16 protein-coding genes are annotated in these 16,013 nt (G+C 61.2%); 8 read left to right on the forward strand and 8 right to left on the reverse strand.

The genetic code is table 11. From position 1 onward, the window contains the following. Positions 1 to 66: 66 nt before the first annotated feature. Positions 67 to 597, reverse strand: a complete 531-nt coding sequence (locus tag CPH89_RS26655) for a GNAT family N-acetyltransferase (RefSeq protein ID WP_053255835.1) — start codon at positions 595 to 597, stop codon at positions 67 to 69. A gap of 153 nt (positions 598 to 750) precedes the next feature. Here CPH89_RS26655 and proP point away from each other — a divergent pair, with 153 nt between their 5' ends. Both proP and CPH89_RS26665 read left to right on the forward strand, forming a co-directional pair. Then, on the forward strand, positions 751 to 2,253 hold the full coding sequence (gene proP, locus CPH89_RS26660) for a glycine betaine/L-proline transporter ProP (RefSeq protein ID WP_053255834.1): 1,503 nt from the start codon (positions 751 to 753) through the stop codon (positions 2,251 to 2,253). Between the two features lie 50 nt (positions 2,254 to 2,303). Beyond that, positions 2,304 to 2,810 carry a GAF domain-containing protein gene (locus CPH89_RS26665; protein ID WP_053255833.1) on the forward strand — a complete coding sequence of 169 codons (507 nt, stop codon included), beginning with the start codon at positions 2,304 to 2,306 and terminating at the stop codon, positions 2,808 to 2,810. Here the strand turns inward: CPH89_RS26665 and CPH89_RS26670 are convergent. Beyond that, the gene (locus CPH89_RS26670) at positions 2,785 to 3,702 is read right to left on the reverse strand and encodes an AraC family transcriptional regulator (RefSeq protein ID WP_053255832.1); all 918 of its coding nucleotides are present in this window, start codon (positions 3,700 to 3,702) and stop codon (positions 2,785 to 2,787) included. The two genes, CPH89_RS26665 and CPH89_RS26670, sit on opposite strands and share 26 nt — an antisense overlap. A gap of 166 nt (positions 3,703 to 3,868) precedes the next feature. Here CPH89_RS26670 and CPH89_RS26675 point away from each other — a divergent pair, with 166 nt between their 5' ends. Next, a complete protein-coding gene (locus tag CPH89_RS26675; protein WP_053255831.1) occupies positions 3,869 to 4,891 on the forward strand; it encodes an alpha/beta hydrolase in 1,023 nt (340 codons plus the stop codon). After that, complete coding sequence (locus CPH89_RS26680) at positions 4,891 to 6,078, forward strand: MFS transporter (RefSeq protein WP_053255830.1); 1,188 nt, start codon at positions 4,891 to 4,893, stop codon at positions 6,076 to 6,078. The genes CPH89_RS26675 and CPH89_RS26680 overlap by 1 nt, the downstream gene beginning before the upstream one ends. On the opposite strand, the gene CPH89_RS26685 is transcribed toward CPH89_RS26680, so the two are convergent. Continuing rightward, entirely contained in the window at positions 6,071 to 6,892 is an 822-nt protein-coding gene (locus CPH89_RS26685; RefSeq protein ID WP_053255829.1) for an AraC family transcriptional regulator, read from the reverse strand. The two genes, CPH89_RS26680 and CPH89_RS26685, sit on opposite strands and share 8 nt — an antisense overlap. Positions 6,893 to 6,988: 96 nt before the next feature. On the opposite strand from CPH89_RS26685, the gene CPH89_RS26690 reads away from it, so the two are divergent. Together CPH89_RS26690 and CPH89_RS26695 are read left to right on the forward strand one after the other, a co-directional pair. Beyond that, positions 6,989 to 8,200, forward strand: a complete 1,212-nt coding sequence (locus CPH89_RS26690) for an MFS transporter (protein ID WP_053255828.1) — start codon at positions 6,989 to 6,991, stop codon at positions 8,198 to 8,200. A gap of 110 nt (positions 8,201 to 8,310) precedes the next feature. After that, positions 8,311 to 9,480: a GGDEF domain-containing protein gene (locus CPH89_RS26695; RefSeq protein ID WP_053255827.1), complete on the forward strand. Its 1,170-nt coding sequence runs from the start codon at positions 8,311 to 8,313 to the stop codon at positions 9,478 to 9,480. Positions 9,481 to 9,629: 149 nt separating this feature from the next. Here the strand turns inward: CPH89_RS26695 and CPH89_RS26700 are convergent, their stop codons facing one another. Together CPH89_RS26700 and CPH89_RS26705 are read right to left on the reverse strand one after the other, a co-directional pair. Further along, entirely contained in the window at positions 9,630 to 10,052 is a 423-nt protein-coding gene (locus tag CPH89_RS26700) for an MAPEG family protein (protein ID WP_053255826.1), read from the reverse strand. Continuing rightward, the gene (locus CPH89_RS26705) at positions 10,045 to 10,350 is read right to left on the reverse strand and encodes a DUF2834 domain-containing protein (RefSeq protein WP_053255825.1); all 306 of its coding nucleotides are present in this window, start codon (positions 10,348 to 10,350) and stop codon (positions 10,045 to 10,047) included. The genes CPH89_RS26700 and CPH89_RS26705 overlap by 8 nt, the downstream gene beginning before the upstream one ends. An 83-nt stretch (positions 10,351 to 10,433) precedes the next feature. Here CPH89_RS26705 and CPH89_RS26710 point away from each other — a divergent pair, with 83 nt between their 5' ends. Together CPH89_RS26710 and CPH89_RS26715 are read left to right on the forward strand one after the other, a co-directional pair. Beyond that, entirely contained in the window at positions 10,434 to 11,216 is a 783-nt protein-coding gene (locus tag CPH89_RS26710) for a helix-turn-helix domain-containing protein (protein WP_053255824.1), read from the forward strand. A gap of 55 nt (positions 11,217 to 11,271) precedes the next feature. Beyond that, positions 11,272 to 12,972: an amidase gene (locus CPH89_RS26715; protein ID WP_053255823.1), complete on the forward strand. Its 1,701-nt coding sequence runs from the start codon at positions 11,272 to 11,274 to the stop codon at positions 12,970 to 12,972. A gap of 1,530 nt (positions 12,973 to 14,502) precedes the next feature. On the opposite strand, the gene CPH89_RS26720 is transcribed toward CPH89_RS26715, so the two are convergent. From CPH89_RS26720 to CPH89_RS26730, 3 genes are read right to left on the reverse strand one after another with little or no spacing between them, the layout of a single operon-like run. After that, on the reverse strand, positions 14,503 to 15,240 hold the full coding sequence (locus tag CPH89_RS26720) for a CPBP family intramembrane glutamic endopeptidase (RefSeq protein WP_053255822.1): 738 nt from the start codon (positions 15,238 to 15,240) through the stop codon (positions 14,503 to 14,505). Between the two features lie 19 nt (positions 15,241 to 15,259). Then, positions 15,260 to 15,730 carry a RidA family protein gene (locus tag CPH89_RS26725; RefSeq protein ID WP_053255821.1) on the reverse strand — a complete coding sequence of 157 codons (471 nt, stop codon included), beginning with the start codon at positions 15,728 to 15,730 and terminating at the stop codon, positions 15,260 to 15,262. Further along, the gene (locus tag CPH89_RS26730; RefSeq protein WP_053255820.1) at positions 15,727 to 15,945 is read right to left on the reverse strand and encodes a DUF6434 domain-containing protein; all 219 of its coding nucleotides are present in this window, start codon (positions 15,943 to 15,945) and stop codon (positions 15,727 to 15,729) included. Before CPH89_RS26730 ends, CPH89_RS26725 begins: the two co-directional genes overlap by 4 nt. Between the last annotated feature and the right edge of the window lie 68 nt (positions 15,946 to 16,013).

Raw genomic sequence — 16,013 nt, forward strand, 5'->3', positions numbered from 1 at the left:
GCTCCCTACGCGCTGTCAATCTGAAAGATTGCGGTTTATTGAGGCATCAGGCGTATACGCAGAGACTCAACCAGGCACGGTTGTAGGATGACAAATACGAAACACCCGGCTCGGCGCTTTGCCCGGTACGTCATCAAGCAGGCCGAAAGGCTTCAGCCCGAGCTTCTCCAGCACCCGAATCGAGGCTGCGTGATCCGGTCGCACCAGCCCGAACACCGCGGGAAAATTCAGGGTTTCGAACGCCAGCACCAGCGCATCACGCCCCAGTTCGGTGGCGTAGCCCTGCCCCCAGGCCTCGACGGCAAAACGATAACCGAGGTTGATGCGCCGCTCGGTCAGGTAATGGAGCGGCGCTACACCGCCAAAGCCAATCAGGTGGTGCGGTGCTTCGATGCGCGCAATCGCCCACCAGCCGTACCCCTCGGCGGCCCACTGTTGCAGCCAGTGGTTGAGTAAGCGCTGGGCATCCTCAAGGCTGGCCATAGGGCCGGCGGGATTGAACAGGTTGGTCTGCGGATCGCCGAAGATCGCGAACAATCGCTGCACGTCGCTCGGCAATGGTTGACGGTAGACCAGCCTCGGGGCGCTGTCGGGCATTCTGAGAATTCCTGGTTTGAAGCATGAAGTTCAATGCATCTGCAAAAAAACGCAATGAGTGGTGAATTATTTGGTGTCGACTTGTATCTGAACTGACAGAGCGGTGCCATTGCAACGATGGCACCTCCCCTGTTCAGTTTTAGAGTGGCCCGCATGAAATTACGTAAGAAAAGCGTCAAACCGATTGGATTAAAAGACATCACGATTGTCGACGATGCCAAGGTGCGCAAGGCGATCACCGCCGCCGCACTGGGCAACGCCATGGAGTGGTTCGACTTCGGCGTCTACGGCTTTGTCGCCTATGTGCTCGGCAAGGTGTTCTTCCCGGACGCATCGCCCAGCGTACAAATGATCGCGGCCTTGGGCACCTTCTCCGTGCCCTTCCTGATTCGCCCCCTGGGCGGCCTGTTCTTCGGTGCCCTGGGCGATAAATACGGACGGCAGAAAGTGCTCGCCGCCACCATCGTGATCATGTCCCTGAGCACCTTCGCCATCGGCCTGATTCCGAGTTACGCGTCGATTGGCATCTGGGCGCCGATCCTGTTGTTGCTGTGCAAAATGGCCCAGGGTTTCTCGGTGGGCGGTGAATACACCGGTGCCTCGATCTTTGTCGCCGAATACGCGCCGGACCGTAAACGCGGGTTCCTCGGCAGTTGGCTGGACTTCGGTTCCATCGCAGGCTTTGTGCTCGGCGCCGGTGTGGTTGTGCTGATCTCGACGATAGTCGGTGAAGCCGATTTCGAGGCCTGGGGCTGGCGTCTGCCGTTCTTCCTCGCCCTGCCCCTGGGCATGATCGGCCTGTACCTGCGTCATGCACTGGAAGAAACCCCGGCCTTCCAGCAGCACATGGACAAACTTGAACAAGGCGACCGCGAAGGCCTGACACATGGCCCCAAAGTATCGTTCAAAGAAGTCGCCACCCAGCACTGGCGCAGCCTGCTGACCTGCATCGGTATCGTTGCGGCCACCAACGTGACGTATTACATGCTGCTCACGTATATGCCGAGTTACCTCTCGCATAACCTGCATTACAAAGAAAACAGCGGCGTGCTGATCATCATCGCGATCATGGTCGGCATGCTCTTCGTGCAACCGTTCATTGGTTTTGTCAGCGACAAGATCGGCCGCAAGCCCTTCATCATCGCCGGCAGCATCGGCCTGCTGTTGCTGGCCATCCCGGCGTTCATGCTGATTACCAGCGGCAAGATCGGTCTGATCTTCGCCGGCTTGCTGATCCTAGCCGTGGTGCTGAACTTCTACATCGGCGTCATGGCCTCGACCCTGCCGGCGATGTTTCCCACTCACCTGCGCTACAGTGCATTGGCGAGTGCGTTCAACGTTTCGGTATTGATCGCCGGCCTGACCCCGACCGCAGTGGCCTGGCTGGTGGAGAGCACCAACGACCTGTTCATGCCGGCTTACTACCTGATGGTGTTTGCCGTGGTCGGCCTGATCACCGGCCTGACCATGAAGGAAACCGCCAACAAGCCGTTGCGCGGCGCGGCGCCGGCAGCCTCGGACATGGAAGAAGCCAAGGAGATACTGCAAGAGCACCACGACAATATCGAGCAGAAGATCGAAGACATCGACGCCGAAATTGCCGCACTCGAAGCCAAGCGCCAGAACCTGGTGCAGCAGCATCCGCGCATTAACTAAACCGGACCGTGCGTGGTGGCTCGCGCCACCACGCCATTGGAGTGCTCAGCATGATTCCAAGCGTCACCGCAGCACACTCGTTACTCAGCGCCGCTGAACGCGCGGCCATCGCCGAAATCGAAGCCACCACCAGCATTCTGCAACTGGTCACCCGCCTGACCGGCATGCGCTTCGCCGGGATCGCCAAATTCACCGACCTGGAATGGGTGGTGTGTGCGGCCCATGACCCGCTGCACATGGGCATTCATGTCGATGACGTACTCGACCTGGAAACCACCTTGTGCAGTGAGTTCTGCATCAACCCGCAAGCCCTGTTCATCCCCAAAGTCAGCCAGAACGGACGCTTTGCCACGCGCCCGGTGGTCAAGCAATACGCCATCGAGAGCTACGCCGGCGCGCCGATCTTCCTGCCCGACGGCCGGCTGTTCGGCGCGCTGTGTGCGCTGGATTCGCAGTCGATGCTATTCGACGACCCCAACCTGCCGGAAACGCTCAGCCTGTTTGCGCGGCTGATTGGCTGTATTTTCTTCGCTAATTTGACCGCGGCTGATCAGTGATTTTGCCGCGCAGCGTGGCCATGTCACGCTTGGGCGGCGCACCGAACAGTCGGCTGTACTCGCGACTGAATTGTGACGGGCTTTCATAACCGACCTTGAACGCGGCGCTGGAGACATCCTGATGCTCATTCAACATCAAGCGCCGCGCCTCGTTCAGGCGTAACCACTTCTGATACTGCAACGGGCTCATCGCCGTCAGCTGGCGAAAGTGATGGTGAAAAGTCGCTGCGCTCATTTGCACGCGTGCCGCCAAATCCTCCACGCGCAACGGCGCGTCGTAATTGAGCTTCAGCCAATCGATCGCCTTGGCAATCCGATAGCCCTGCCCGTCCACGGCGCAGATCTGGCGCAGTCGACCGGCTTGATCGCTCTGCAACAGCCGGTAGTGGATCTCGCGCTGAATCAAGGGCGCGAGCACCGCTATCGCCTCAGGCTCATCCAGCAACGCAACCAGGCGTGCAAACGCCGCCAGCATGCCTTCGGTGACAGTGCCGATGCCAACCCCTTTCATCACCGCCCGTTGACGGGTCAGAGGCACCTCACGCTGGGCGATCAACTCGGCCAGGATGCGCAGGTCCAGCTTGAAGGTCAGCCCCAGGCAAGGTGTCCCTGGGCTGGCGGCGAGCACCTCTGAATTGGCGGGAATGTCCAGCGAGGTCAGCAGAAATCGCGACGGGTCGTACGGGTAACCCTCGCCACCGACCCACAGCTGCTTCTCGCCCTGAGCGACCAACACGACGCAGGGCTCGACCATGCACACCACCGGCGTCGCCGGCTGCTCACGCCGATAAAAACCCAGGCCGGGAATGGGCATGGGGTAGTCGCCGGGCGTTGAAACCCGCGAACCAATGGCCTGGATCAGCGCGTCCAGGGGCGATGGAGTGATGTTCATAACGGGCTCTGTCCGGTCTTCAGTGAACTTTACCTCGGGTCGCACCTGAGCGTCCTCGGCAGGTGGCAAGACTCAGAGGATCAGGCAAGTAATCCAGTGGAACGCACTACAGAAGCCCCACCCCCAGCGGGAAAATGAGTGCACCAACCTCCTCAAGGATCACTGCATGAAACGCCTCTTGCTTGCCCTGTGTGTGCTGGTCACGTCTTTTTCTTCATTGGGAGCCGATATGTCCAACGGTGCTGACAACTTCTACACAAGCGACAAGGTGACGGTACAAAAAGTCACCTTCAACAACCAATACGGCATGCTCGTTGCGGGCAATCTGTTCACCCCCAAGGGCCTTGCCTCGGGCTCAAAATACGCCGCAATCATCGTCGGCCACCCGATGGGCGCCGTTAAAGAACAGAGCGCCAACCTTTACGCGACGAAAATGGCCGAACAAGGCTTCGTCACCCTGTCACTCGACCTGCCGTTCTGGGGTGAAAGCGCAGGCCAGCCGCGCAACGCGGTGCTGCCCGACCTCTACACCGAAGCCTTCAGCGCTGCCGTGGATTACCTCGGTACTCGCCCACTAGTGGACCGTGAACGCATCGGCATTCTCGGCATCTGTGGCAGTGGCAGCTTCGCCATCGCCGCCGCCAAGATCGACCCACGCCTCAAGGCGATCGCCACGGTCAGCATGTATGACATGGGGGCGGCGAATCGCAACGGCCTCAAGCATGGGGTAACGCTGGCGCAACGCCAACAACTGCTTCTGCAGGCGGCCAACCAGCGCTATGTGGAATTCCAGGGCGGTGACACGGCCTACACCGGCGGGACCCCGTTGACCCTCACCGGCGATGCGGTGGGTGATGAGTTCTTCGACTTCTACCGCACCCCGCGCGGCGAATTTACCCCGGCCGGTGCGTCGCCGCAAACGACCACCCGGCCGACTCTGACCAGCAACGTGAAGTTCATGAATTTCTACCCGTTCAACGACATCGAGACGCTCTCCCCGCGCCCGCTGCTGTTGATTACCGGCGCTAACGCCCACTCCCGCGAGTTCAGCGAAGACGCCTACCGGCGTGCGGCCGAGCCCAAGGAATTGGTGATTATCCCGGGTGCCGGCCATGTGGATCTGTACGACCGCGTCGACCTGATCCCATTCGCCACGCTCACCCGCTTTTTCAAAGGTAACTTGAAGTAATGTCCGCTAACACTCATACGCACAGCTGGGGTGCCGTGTTCGCGATGTCACTGGCGGCATTCGCGCTGGTGGCCTCTGAATTCATGCCCGTAAGCCTGCTCACGCCGCTGGCGAGAGACTTGCACATCTCTGAAGGCCAGGCTGGCCAGGGCATTTCGGTTTCCGGGCTGTTCGCCTTGCTCACCAGCCTGATCATCGCTGCCGTTGCGGCGAAGGTTGAACGCAAACGCCTGCTGCTGGCGCTGACCGCGCTGATGATTGTGTCCGGCACCGTGGTGGCGTTAGCGCCGAACTACCTGACATTCATGCTCGGTCGCGCGCTGATCGGCGTAGCCATTGGCGGCTTCTGGTCATTATCGGCCGCTACCGCGATGCGCCTGGTGCCATTGGCACAGGTGCCGCGCGCGCTGGCGATCGTCAACGGCGGTAACGCGCTGGCGACGGTGATTGCGGCACCATTGGGCAGCTTTCTGGGCGGGCTGATTGGCTGGCGTGGCGCGTTCTTTTACGTCATCCCGGTCGCCGTTGTGGCCGGCGCCTGGCTGCTGGTGAGCCTGCCTTCGCTGAAGAACGATGACAGGCGCACGACCCGCAATGTGTTTCGCCTGATGAAGAATGCCCGCGTAGCCCTGGGCATGCTGGCCGCCAGTGTGTTTTTTATGGGCCAGTTCATGCTGTTCACTTACCTGCGCCCGTTCCTGGAAACGGTGACTCAGGTCAGTCTTCCCATGCTCTCGCTGATGTTGCTGGTGCTCGGCCTGGCCGGGCTTGCCGGGACGTTCCTGATTGAGCGCTTTCTGAACAACCGCCTGTACCAGGCGCTGACGGCCATTCCATTATTGATGGCAGCGATTGCCCTGGCGCTGGTGGCATGGGGCAGTTCGCCGGCGGCGACCATGCTGTTGCTCGGCGTCTGGGGCCTGGTTGCCACCGCCGCGCCGGTGGGCTGGTGGACCTGGCTGTCGCGGGCCCTGCCTGACGATGCCGAGGCCGGAGGCGGACTGATGGTGGCGATTATCCAGTTGGCGATTGCCTGCGGCGCCACGCTCGGCGGTGTGGTGTTCGACCTGAGTGGCTACCGGGCGACCTTTGAACTGAGCGCGGGGTTGCTGGGTGTCGCCGGCCTGCTGGCTTACCTGAGCTCACGGCGGCTTACGGTGGCACGTGTGGCAACGCGCACTACCTGAAAAACTGACTCGGCGTCTTGCCAAACTGTTTCTTGAACATGCTGGTAAAGGCGCTCGGGCTTTCGTAGCCCAACTCGATGGCGACATCAATAATCTTCTCCCCCACCGCAATGCGCTCCAACGCCAGCAGCAACCTGGCCTGTTGGCGCCACTGGCCGAAGGTCAGGCCGGTTTCCTTGCGGAACAGGCGCTGGATGGTCTTCTGGTCCAGGTCGAGGCGCTCACTCCAATCAGCGACCGTCGACGCATCGCCAGGGTCGTGTTGCAGCGCCTGGCAAACGCGGTTGATCCGTGGGTCGGCGGGCTGTGGCAGCGACAGGGGCAACGCCGGAAGAATCGCCAGCTCATCGAGAATCAGGTGCATGATCCTCGCGTCACGCGAATCCTCGGCATACGGTGGCTTCAAACTCACCGACGCCTTGATCAGCTCGCTCAGCAACGGTGAGATACTCACCGCCTTGGTCTCGGTCGGCAGGTTCGGGAAGGCATCGGGCCGCACAAACACACTGCGCATTTTCAGTGTGCCCACGCAGCGCAAAGAGTGAACTTGCCCGCTGGGCATCCAGAAGCCGCGACTGGACGGCACGGTCCACTGGTTCTGCGCCGAATGCACTACCATCACGCCCTCGATGGCGTACAGCAGTTGATGCTTTTCGTGGCGATGCTCGGGTATCACCCAATTCTCGGGATAATCAGTGGCGGAACTGATGACAGCCCAGTCGCCCTCGTCGATCTCCTGCAGAAATAAATCCAGTGGTTTGATCATTTCGCCCTTTTTGCGACAGTTGCCTCCCGAATTTCGTGAGACAGGCATTTTTGTCGAATCTAGCATAAACGCCGAAACAATTAGAAATGGACAGCCGGCATCGTACTGGCTGCCCCTGTTCGCTGCCTTGTATGGAATGCCTGCATGTCGACCCTGACCGCGTCACCCGCCGCTGCAACCACTGCGCCCCAAATAAGCCCGCTGGTCATGCGCGTTCTCGGCGCCTGCGCCCTGGCGCACATGATCAATGACCTGATCCAGGCCGTGCTGCCATCGATTTACCCGATGCTCAAGGCCAATTACGGGCTGAGCTTCACCCAGGTGGGCCTGATCACCCTCACCTTCCAACTGACCGCCTCCCTGCTGCAACCCTGGATCGGCTACCACACCGACCGCCATCCCAAACCCTGGCTGCTGCCGGCGGGCATGGTGTGCACCCTGATCGGCATTCTGATGCTGGCGTTTGTCGGCACGTTCCCGGCGATATTGCTGGCGGCGGCGCTGGTCGGCGTCGGCTCGTCGACCTTTCACCCGGAAACCTCCCGCGTGGCCCGTCTGGCCTCCGGCGGCCGCTACGGCCTGGCGCAATCGACCTTCCAGGTCGGCGGCAACACCGGCAGCGCTTTCGGCCCGTTGCTCGCCGCGGCGATCATCATTCCCTACGGCCAAAGCCACATCGCCTGGTTCGGGCTGTTCGCGGTGTTTGCGATTCTAGTGCTGTATGGCTTGAGCCGCTGGTACCGCCACCACCTCAACCTGTTCAAGCTCAAGCAAGGCGGTAAAGCCACACATGGCTTGTCCAAAGGCCGCGTGACGTTTGCCCTGGTGGTGCTGGCGCTGCTGGTGTTCTCCAAGTACTTCTACATGACCAGCCTGACCAGCTACTTCACCTTCTACCTGATCGAGAAGTTCCAGCTGTCGGTGGCCAGTTCGCAGATGTACCTGTTCCTGTTCCTTGGCGCGGTAGCGGTCGGCACCTTCGCCGGTGGCCCGATTGGCGACAAGATCGGCCGCAAGAAAGTCATCTGGTTCTCGATCCTCGGCGCCGCGCCCTTCACCCTGGCGCTGCCTTATGTCGACCTGTTCTGGACCGCCGTGCTCAGCGTGGTGATCGGCTTTATCATCGCCTCGGCCTTCTCCGCCATCGTGGTGTTCGCCCAGGAACTGGTGCCGGGCAATGTCGGGATGATCGCCGGGATCTTCTTCGGCCTGATGTTCGGTTTCAGCGGGATTGGCGCCGCATTGCTGGGCTTGCTCGCCGATAACCATGGCATCGAGTACGTCTACAAGATCTGCTCGTTTCTGCCACTGGCGGGCATCCTCACGATCTTGCTGCCCTCGACCAAAGGCGTCTGACCGGCCGATCATCGGCTGGCTGTGTGCCATTACCCAGAATGCTCTGAAAAACCTGCGTGTGCGCTTACAATCCCGATTTTTAAGCGCACACCCAGGCAGCCCGGCACGACATGACGCTCGACCCTCCTACGATTCTGACTCTGACCATCGCGTTGGCCGCCGCTGCCGCGTTGTACCTGGCCATTGAATGGCGCAGCGTGCGCGAATCTTCCCTGCTGTTCTGGGCTGCAGGTTTTGCGACCATCAGCGTCGGCTCTACCCTGGCGTTGCTACGCGGCAGTGGCCTGTTGATGATCGGCATCTGGTTCGCCAACGGCTTGCTGGTGACCGCGCACTTTTTGTTCCTGCTCGGCGTGGCGCGTTTTACCCAGGCGCGCCTTTCACCGCTATGGCTATTGATGTTGCTGGTGTGGCTGGGAATGCTGATGCTGCCGGTCGAGCTGCCATGGTCCAAAGCCATGCTGGCGGTGCAGTCGCTGCTGGTGGCAGTGCCCACCCTGCGCGCCAGCTTTCTGCTGCGCCCGCACGGCAAATCACTCAGCATCGGCGCGGTGCAGTTGCGCTATGTGCTGCTGATCCATGGCACGTTTTATGTGGCCAAAGCGTTGTCGGTACTGATCCCAGGCACACTGATTGACCTGACCGCCTTCAAGGGCGAAATCATCCAGGTGTCCCTGGTGGAAGGTGCGATGGCGATCATGCTGATCGCGCTGTCGATGACCGGCTCCGAACGCTACCGCCGCGAGCAGCAGATTGCCCGCCTTGCAGCCCGCGACCCACTGACGGCACTGTTCAACCGGCGCGCCCTGGACTTGCAGGCACCGCGCCTGCTGGCCCAGGTCTCACGCGCCCAGCCGGGCGCTGTATTGTTGATCGACATCGACAATTTCAAGCTGGTCAACGACCTCTATGGGCATACCGCCGGTGACCGCTTGTTGGTCGCCCTGAGCGAAATGATTCGCGCCGTGGTGCCCCAGGGCGCGTTGGCGGCACGCCTGGGTGGCGATGAGTTTGTGATCCTGCTGAATCAGGCCTCGACTGCGCAGATCGTCGACCTCGGCAGCCGACTGCGCGAACAGTTCCAGCGACTCGCCGCGCAGAGCTTCAGTACGCCGGTACCGGTGACCTTGAGCATAGGCGCGGACCTGTTCGACCAGCCGCCGCTGAACTTATCGGCCCTGATCGAACAAAGTGACGCCACACTCTACGAAACCAAGCGCGGCGGGCGGGACAGCATGCGGCTGGTGGACCGCACCGGCGCTTTCGGCGAGAGGTCGTAATGCACCGCCACACTGCGCCGACCACGCCTTATCAGCTGATCGCCAAAGACAATGACCAGGCGCAGCTAAACCCTTGAGCCCTTGCCTATGGCAGGTTGTTTGTGTGGCAAGCCCACTTGCCACCCTAAGCTCGCTCAGCCAAAGGGATTTCATCCCAACCTCAAGACCACTTGGGCAGCGAGCCCGAAGAGGCAGGCAACACCCACTGCATACGCCAGCGTGCGCCAGGGCTGCAGCCCTGCCAGATACGTCACCGTGTGCGCCAATCGGGCCAGGGTAAACAGGCCAAATAGCCAGCCCGTGACACCCGGGGAACTGCCCAGCGCCACGCACAATCCACCCAACACAAAAAACAGCGGGATGTTTTCCAGGTCATTGGCCCATGCCCGTTGCGCCCTGGCGACTTGCGACAATTCCCGGGGCTGCACCCTGCGCCCGAAGAACGCCGCATCTTCACGATGAGTGAACGCCCGCCGCCGAATCCGCCAAAAACCCTGGTAGCAGGAAATTGCAAACATCTTCAGGCACAACACCAGCACGCAGCCTGCGTAGATAGCCAGCAGGTCATTCATCGCGGGCCCCATTAACGACGATATAAAGCAACGGCCCCACCGAAACAAAGACTGCCGTCAGCGCGAAATACGGCAGCACAGACACCACTGACCGCCCGCGCCCACGCGCATCCCGATACATCCATATACACGCCAGCACTGCCATCAGGTACAGGTCGATCACCACCTGCGCGGTGTCCGGCCGCGACATCAATTGCCGTCCAAAGGCCAGCAGTGATTGCTCGGCGGTGAGCATCGTCGCCAGCGTATAGAGTGAAAATCCAACTAACCCAACCAGGGCAATAGAGGGTCTGTGCATGGTCTCGTCCTTGAAGTGAATGAAGCGCACGATAGTGATAAGGTCTTGGCCCTCGCAATGACCTCACAGGTTATGAACCCGCCATGGACACCACTGCCGGCGAACAGCTGCGCCAACTGCGTCGCCACGCCAAGCTGAGCCAACTGGACCTGGCCTTGATCACCGGGGTTTCGCAACGCCACCTCAGTTACCTCGAAACCGGCCGCGCCAAGCCGAGCCCGGGCACGCTGCACAATTTATTGACCGCGCTGGATGTGCCGCTTGAGCAGTGCAATCGCGTGTTCCTCGCCGCCGGTTACGCGCCACGCTACACCGCCACCCCACTCGCCTCACCGGCCATGGCCGCGATTCGCGAAGCCGTCAGCCATGTGTTGCACGCCAATAACCCGGCCCCGGCGATTCTGCTGGGCAGCGAGTGGCAAGTGCTGGCGGCGAATGCCAGTACCGGCGTTCTGTTTGAACGGGTGGGGCTTGAACCGGATGCGGCAGACGGGCTGAACCTGCTGACCACGCTACTGCAAACCGGCGGCTTGGGCGACCACCTGATCAACGCCGAAGAGATCCGCACGCTCGCCTGGCAACGCGCCAGTCGTGAGGCGCTGGGCAATCCTGAATTGGCGCGGTTATTAGCGAGTCTGCCGACGCCCGCCAACACCGAACCGCCCGAACACATGCCGCCATTGGTGCTGACGCGTATCCGCTCACCCGACGGCGAGCTGAACTTTCTGTCGACCTTCACCACCTTCGGCATGCCTCAGGACATCACCCTCACCTCGCTGCGTATCGAGCACCTGATTCCGGCTGACGAGTCCACGTGGCAAGTGATGCGCGCCGCCTACGCGGACTATACGGCGCTGGTTTTGTGAAATATCTGTCCGTAGACTGCCGCCATACCTCCCACTTGAAGGCGGCGAAAAAAACGTGATGCAAGTTACCGAAGTCTCCATTGCCCAATTGCGCGCGGCGCTTGAAGCCGGCCAGACCACTGCCGTTGAACTGGTAAACGCCTACCTGGCGCGGATTGATGCCTATGACGGCCCGCAGACCGCCACCGCGTTGAACGCCGTCGTCGTGCGCAACCCCGAGGCTCTTAAAGAAGCCGAGGCGTCCGACGCACGCCGGGCGCAGGGCAAAACCCTGGGGCCATTGGACGGCATTCCCTACACCGCCAAAGACAGCTACCTGGTCAAGGGCCTGACGGCGGCTTCGGGCAGCCCGGCCTTCGCCAAGCTCGTCGCGCAGCGCGATGCGTTCACGATCGAACGCCTGCGCGCCGGTGGCGCCATCTGCCTGGGCAAGACCAATATGCCGCCGATGGCCAATGGTGGAATGCAACGCGGCGTCTATGGCCGCGCCGAAAGCCCGTATAACGCCGACTACCTCACCGCGCCATTCGCTTCCGGCTCGTCCAACGGCGCCGGCACCGCCACGGCGGCCAGCTTCGCGGCATTCGGCGTGGCGGAAGAAACCTGGTCAAGCGGGCGTGGCCCGGCGTCCAACAATGGCCTGTGCGCCTATACCCCTTCTCGTGGGGTGATTTCGGTGCGCGGCAACTGGCCGTTGACCCCGACCATGGACGTCGTGGTGCCGTATGCGCGCACCATGGCCGACCTGCTGGAAGTGCTCGACGTGGTGGTCGCCGAAGACCCCGACACCCGTGGCGACCTGTGGCGCCTGCAACCCTGGGTGCCGATCCCGAGCGTGGCCTCGGTGCGCCCGGCGTCGTACGCCGAACTGGCCGTCAATAGCGAGGCCCTGGCCGGTAAACGTTTCGGTGTGCCGCGCATGTACATCAACGCTGACCCCGAGGCCGGCACCAGCGAAAAACCCGGAATCGGCGGGCCGACCGGGCAAAAGATCAACACCCGGGCCAGCGTCATAGACCTGTGGCATGCCGCACGCCAGGCACTGGAAGCCGCCGGTGCCGAAGTCATCGAGGTGGACTTCCCGCTGGTGTCCAATTGCGAAGGCGACCGCCCCGGCGCGCCGACGGTGTTTACCCGCGGCCTGGTGTCCAAGGCATTCCTGCACGATGAATTGTGGGAACTGTCGGCCTGGGCCTTCGATGACTTCCTGCGCGCCAACGGCGACCCCGCGCTGAACCGCCTGGCGGACGTCGATGGGCCGCAGATCTTCCCCCATGACCCGGGCACCTTGCCCAACCGTGAAGATGACCTGGCCGCCGGCATGGACGAATACGTGCGCATGGCCGAACGCGGCATTACGCCGTGGAACGAGATCAGCACCGTGCCGGATGGCCTGCGTGGCCTGGAGCAGACCCGGCGCCTGGACCTGGAAGACTGGATGGACAACCTGGGCCTCGACGCCGTGCTGTTCCCGACCGTGGCCGATGTGGGCCCGGCCGATGCCGACGTGAATGAAGCCAGTGCCGACATCGCCTGGAGCAATGGCGTCTGGGTCGCCAACGGCAACCTCGCCATCCGCCACCTGGGCGTGCCCACCGTCACCGTACCGATGGGCGTGATGGCCGATATCGGCATGCCGGTCGGCCTGACCTTTGCCGGGCGGGCATACGATGACTCGGCGCTGCTGAGCTTTGCCAGCGCGTATGAAGCCACCGGCAGCAAACGCCTGATTCCGCCGCGCACACCGCCGCTGTAGAAATTGTGGGGGCTGGCTGTGTTTCAGATCAAGCCATGTAGCGCCACAACGGCCTGAACGCGATCAACCTGGAGGAGCGGGCTTGCTCGCGAAAGCGGAGTGTCAGGTGATGCATCAGGTGACTGGCAGACCGTCTTCGCGAGCAAGCCCGCTCCCACATTTTGACTGTATTTCAAGTCGAGCTCGGTGGGAGCTGTGTTTTAGATCAGGGCATGCAGCGCCACAACGGCCTGAACGCTCCCACACTTTGACTGTATTTCAAGTCGAGCTCGGTGGGAGCTGTGTTTTAGATCAGGGCATGTAGCGCCACAACGGCCTGAACGCGATCAACCTGTGGGAGCGGGCTTGCTCGCGAAAGCGGAGTGTCAGGTGATGCATCAGGTGACTGGCACACCGTCTTTGCGAGCAAGCCCGCTCCCACATTTTGACTGTATTTCAAGTCGAGCTCGGTGGGAGCTGTGTTTTAGATCAGGGCATGCAGTGCCACAACGGCCTGAACGCGATCAACCTGTGGGAGCGGGCTTGCTCGCGAAAGCGGAGTGTCAGGCGATGCATCAGGTGACTGGCAGACCGTCTTCGCGAGCAAGCCCGCTCCCACATTTTGACTGTATTTCAAGTCGAGCTCGGTGGGAGCTGTGTTTTAGATCAGGGCATGCAGTGCCACAACGGCCTGAACGCGATCAACCTGGGGGAGCGGGCTTGCTCGCGAAAGCGGAGTGTCGGGCGATGCATCAGGTGACTGACACACTGTCTTCGCGAGCAAGCGCGCTCCCACATTTTGACTGTATTTCAAGTCGAGCTCGGTGGGAGCTGTGTTTTAGATCAGGGCATGCAGTGCCACAACGGCCTGAACGCGATCAACCTGTGGGAGCGGGCTTGCTCGCGAAAGCGGAGTGTCAGGTGATGCATCAGGTGACTGGCACACCGTCTTCGCGAGCAAGCCCGCTCCCACATTTTGACTGTATTTCAAGTCGAGCTCGGTGGGAGCTGTGTTTCGGATCAGGCCATGTAGCGCCATAACGGCCTGAACGCGATCAACCTGTGGGAGCGGGCTTGCTCGCGAAAGCGGAGTGTCAGGTGATGCATCAGGTGACTGGCACACCGTCTTTGCGAGCAAGCCCGCTCCCACATTTTGACTGTATTTCAAGTCGAGCTCGGTGGGAGCTGTGTTTTAGATCAGGGCATGCAGCGCCGCAACGGCCTGAACGCGATCAACCTGGGGGAGCGGGCTTGCTCGCGAAAGCGGAGTGTCAACTGATGCATCAGGTGACTGGCAGACCGTCTTCGCGAGCAAGCCCGCTCCCACATTTTGACTGTATTTCAAGTCGAGCTCGGTGGGAGCTGTGTTTTAGATCAGGGCATGCAGTGCCACAACGGCCTGAACGCGATCAACCTGTGGGAGCGGGCTTGCTCGCGAAAGCGGAGTGTCAGGCGATGCATCAGGTGACTGGCAGACCGTCTTCGCGAGCAAGCCCGCTCCCACATTTTGACTGTATTTCAAGTCGAGCTCGGTGGGAGCTGTGTTTCGGATCAGGCCATGTAGGGCACGGCAATCAGCAGGATGGCGGTGCCGTGGGCGATCGTCGCCGGCAACACGCCATAACGCATGCGCACCAATGCGCACGCCAAGCCTTCGATCAGGGTAAACAGCAACACCGGCCAGCCCAGTTGGGTGACGCTCAAGGCCAGGAAAGCATGACAGGCTGCGAAGGCCACGCCGCTGATCAACGCTGCCCGCAACGGTGTGACCTGCTGCTCCAGATAGCCCTGTAAAAAACCGCGAAACAGCACCTCTTCCAACGCATTGGCACCATAGGCCAACACCACCATGCCCGGCAGCCACACCCAGTAGCCGGGGATCGCGGACGCCTCGATGCCTTGGTAAAGCCTCAGCGGCACGCCGATCAAACAGCCCACCGCCAGTGCAACAGCCAGGCCAACCGCCGGGTTGCCGATGGTCCCGCGCACCCACTGCCACAGCTCCGGCGCTATCCGTGCAAGCACAACAATCGATAGCAGCGATAAACCACCCAGCGCCGTCAACACAAAGGCATTGCCGCTGAATGCAATCTGCACCTCGCCGCTCAACGACCAGATGCCCAACGGCGTCAGCGCATCACGCAGCAACACAAATGCCATCAGCAAGATAAGGATGCGTAGCACGGACAACGCTCTGGGCGTCAGCGCAAACCACAGGCCAAACAGCAACACGCCGGGTGCCAGGTAGCGCGCATAGTTGACCAGCACCACCCAGCCTGCGGTAATCATCAACGGTTATTCCCGCAGGTTAAGTGTGAGCAATGGCCAGCATTTCGATTTCAACCGCCGCTGATTTGGGCAGCTGCATCACACCCACCGATGTGCGTGTGTGCGCCCCGGCGGCACCGAGGATTTCATGCAGCAAGTCGGAGGCCGCATTGGCCACTTCGCTCTGCTGGTCGAAATCTTCAGCACTGCGCACGTACACCGCAATGCGCGGGATTGCCTTGACCTGATCCAGCGAACCCAAGGCCTGCTTGAGCAGCCCCAGGCAACGCAATGCGCTGATACTGGCCGCGATTTGCGCCTGTGCCAGGGTCAGGCTTTCGCCGACTTTTCCCGGCAGTACGATGGTGTCGCCGACACGGGGAATCTGGCCACTGATGTACAGGTGATTACCGTCGCGCACCAGCGGCGTGTAGTTGCCGCCGATTTTGAATGCTTCCAATCGATAGCCGATGCGCTCTTGCGCGGCCTGGTATTTCTGATCCGGTGTCATACGCGTGAATCCTCCTGGCGACGTTGCCATTCATCCACCACATCGCCCAGCGTCTTGGGAATGTCGTTGCGAATCCAGGCCATCAACGGCCGGTCGAACTTGAACGCCGGGCCGCAGTGTTCAAGCATGAATCGGCGAACTTTTTGGGTATTTTTGTAGTGTGGCGTCACGGGGGTGGCACGGGTCATGACGCCGCTGTGCCAGTCAAAATCCATTTTGCACCTCGGCCGAGTGGTTGTTTCGCCAGTAGCATAGCGATGTGCTACTGGTGCAGGAAGCGGCA

Source organism: Pseudomonas fluorescens (genome assembly GCF_900215245.1).
Classification (GTDB): Bacteria; Pseudomonadota; Gammaproteobacteria; order Pseudomonadales; family Pseudomonadaceae; genus Aquipseudomonas; species Aquipseudomonas fluorescens.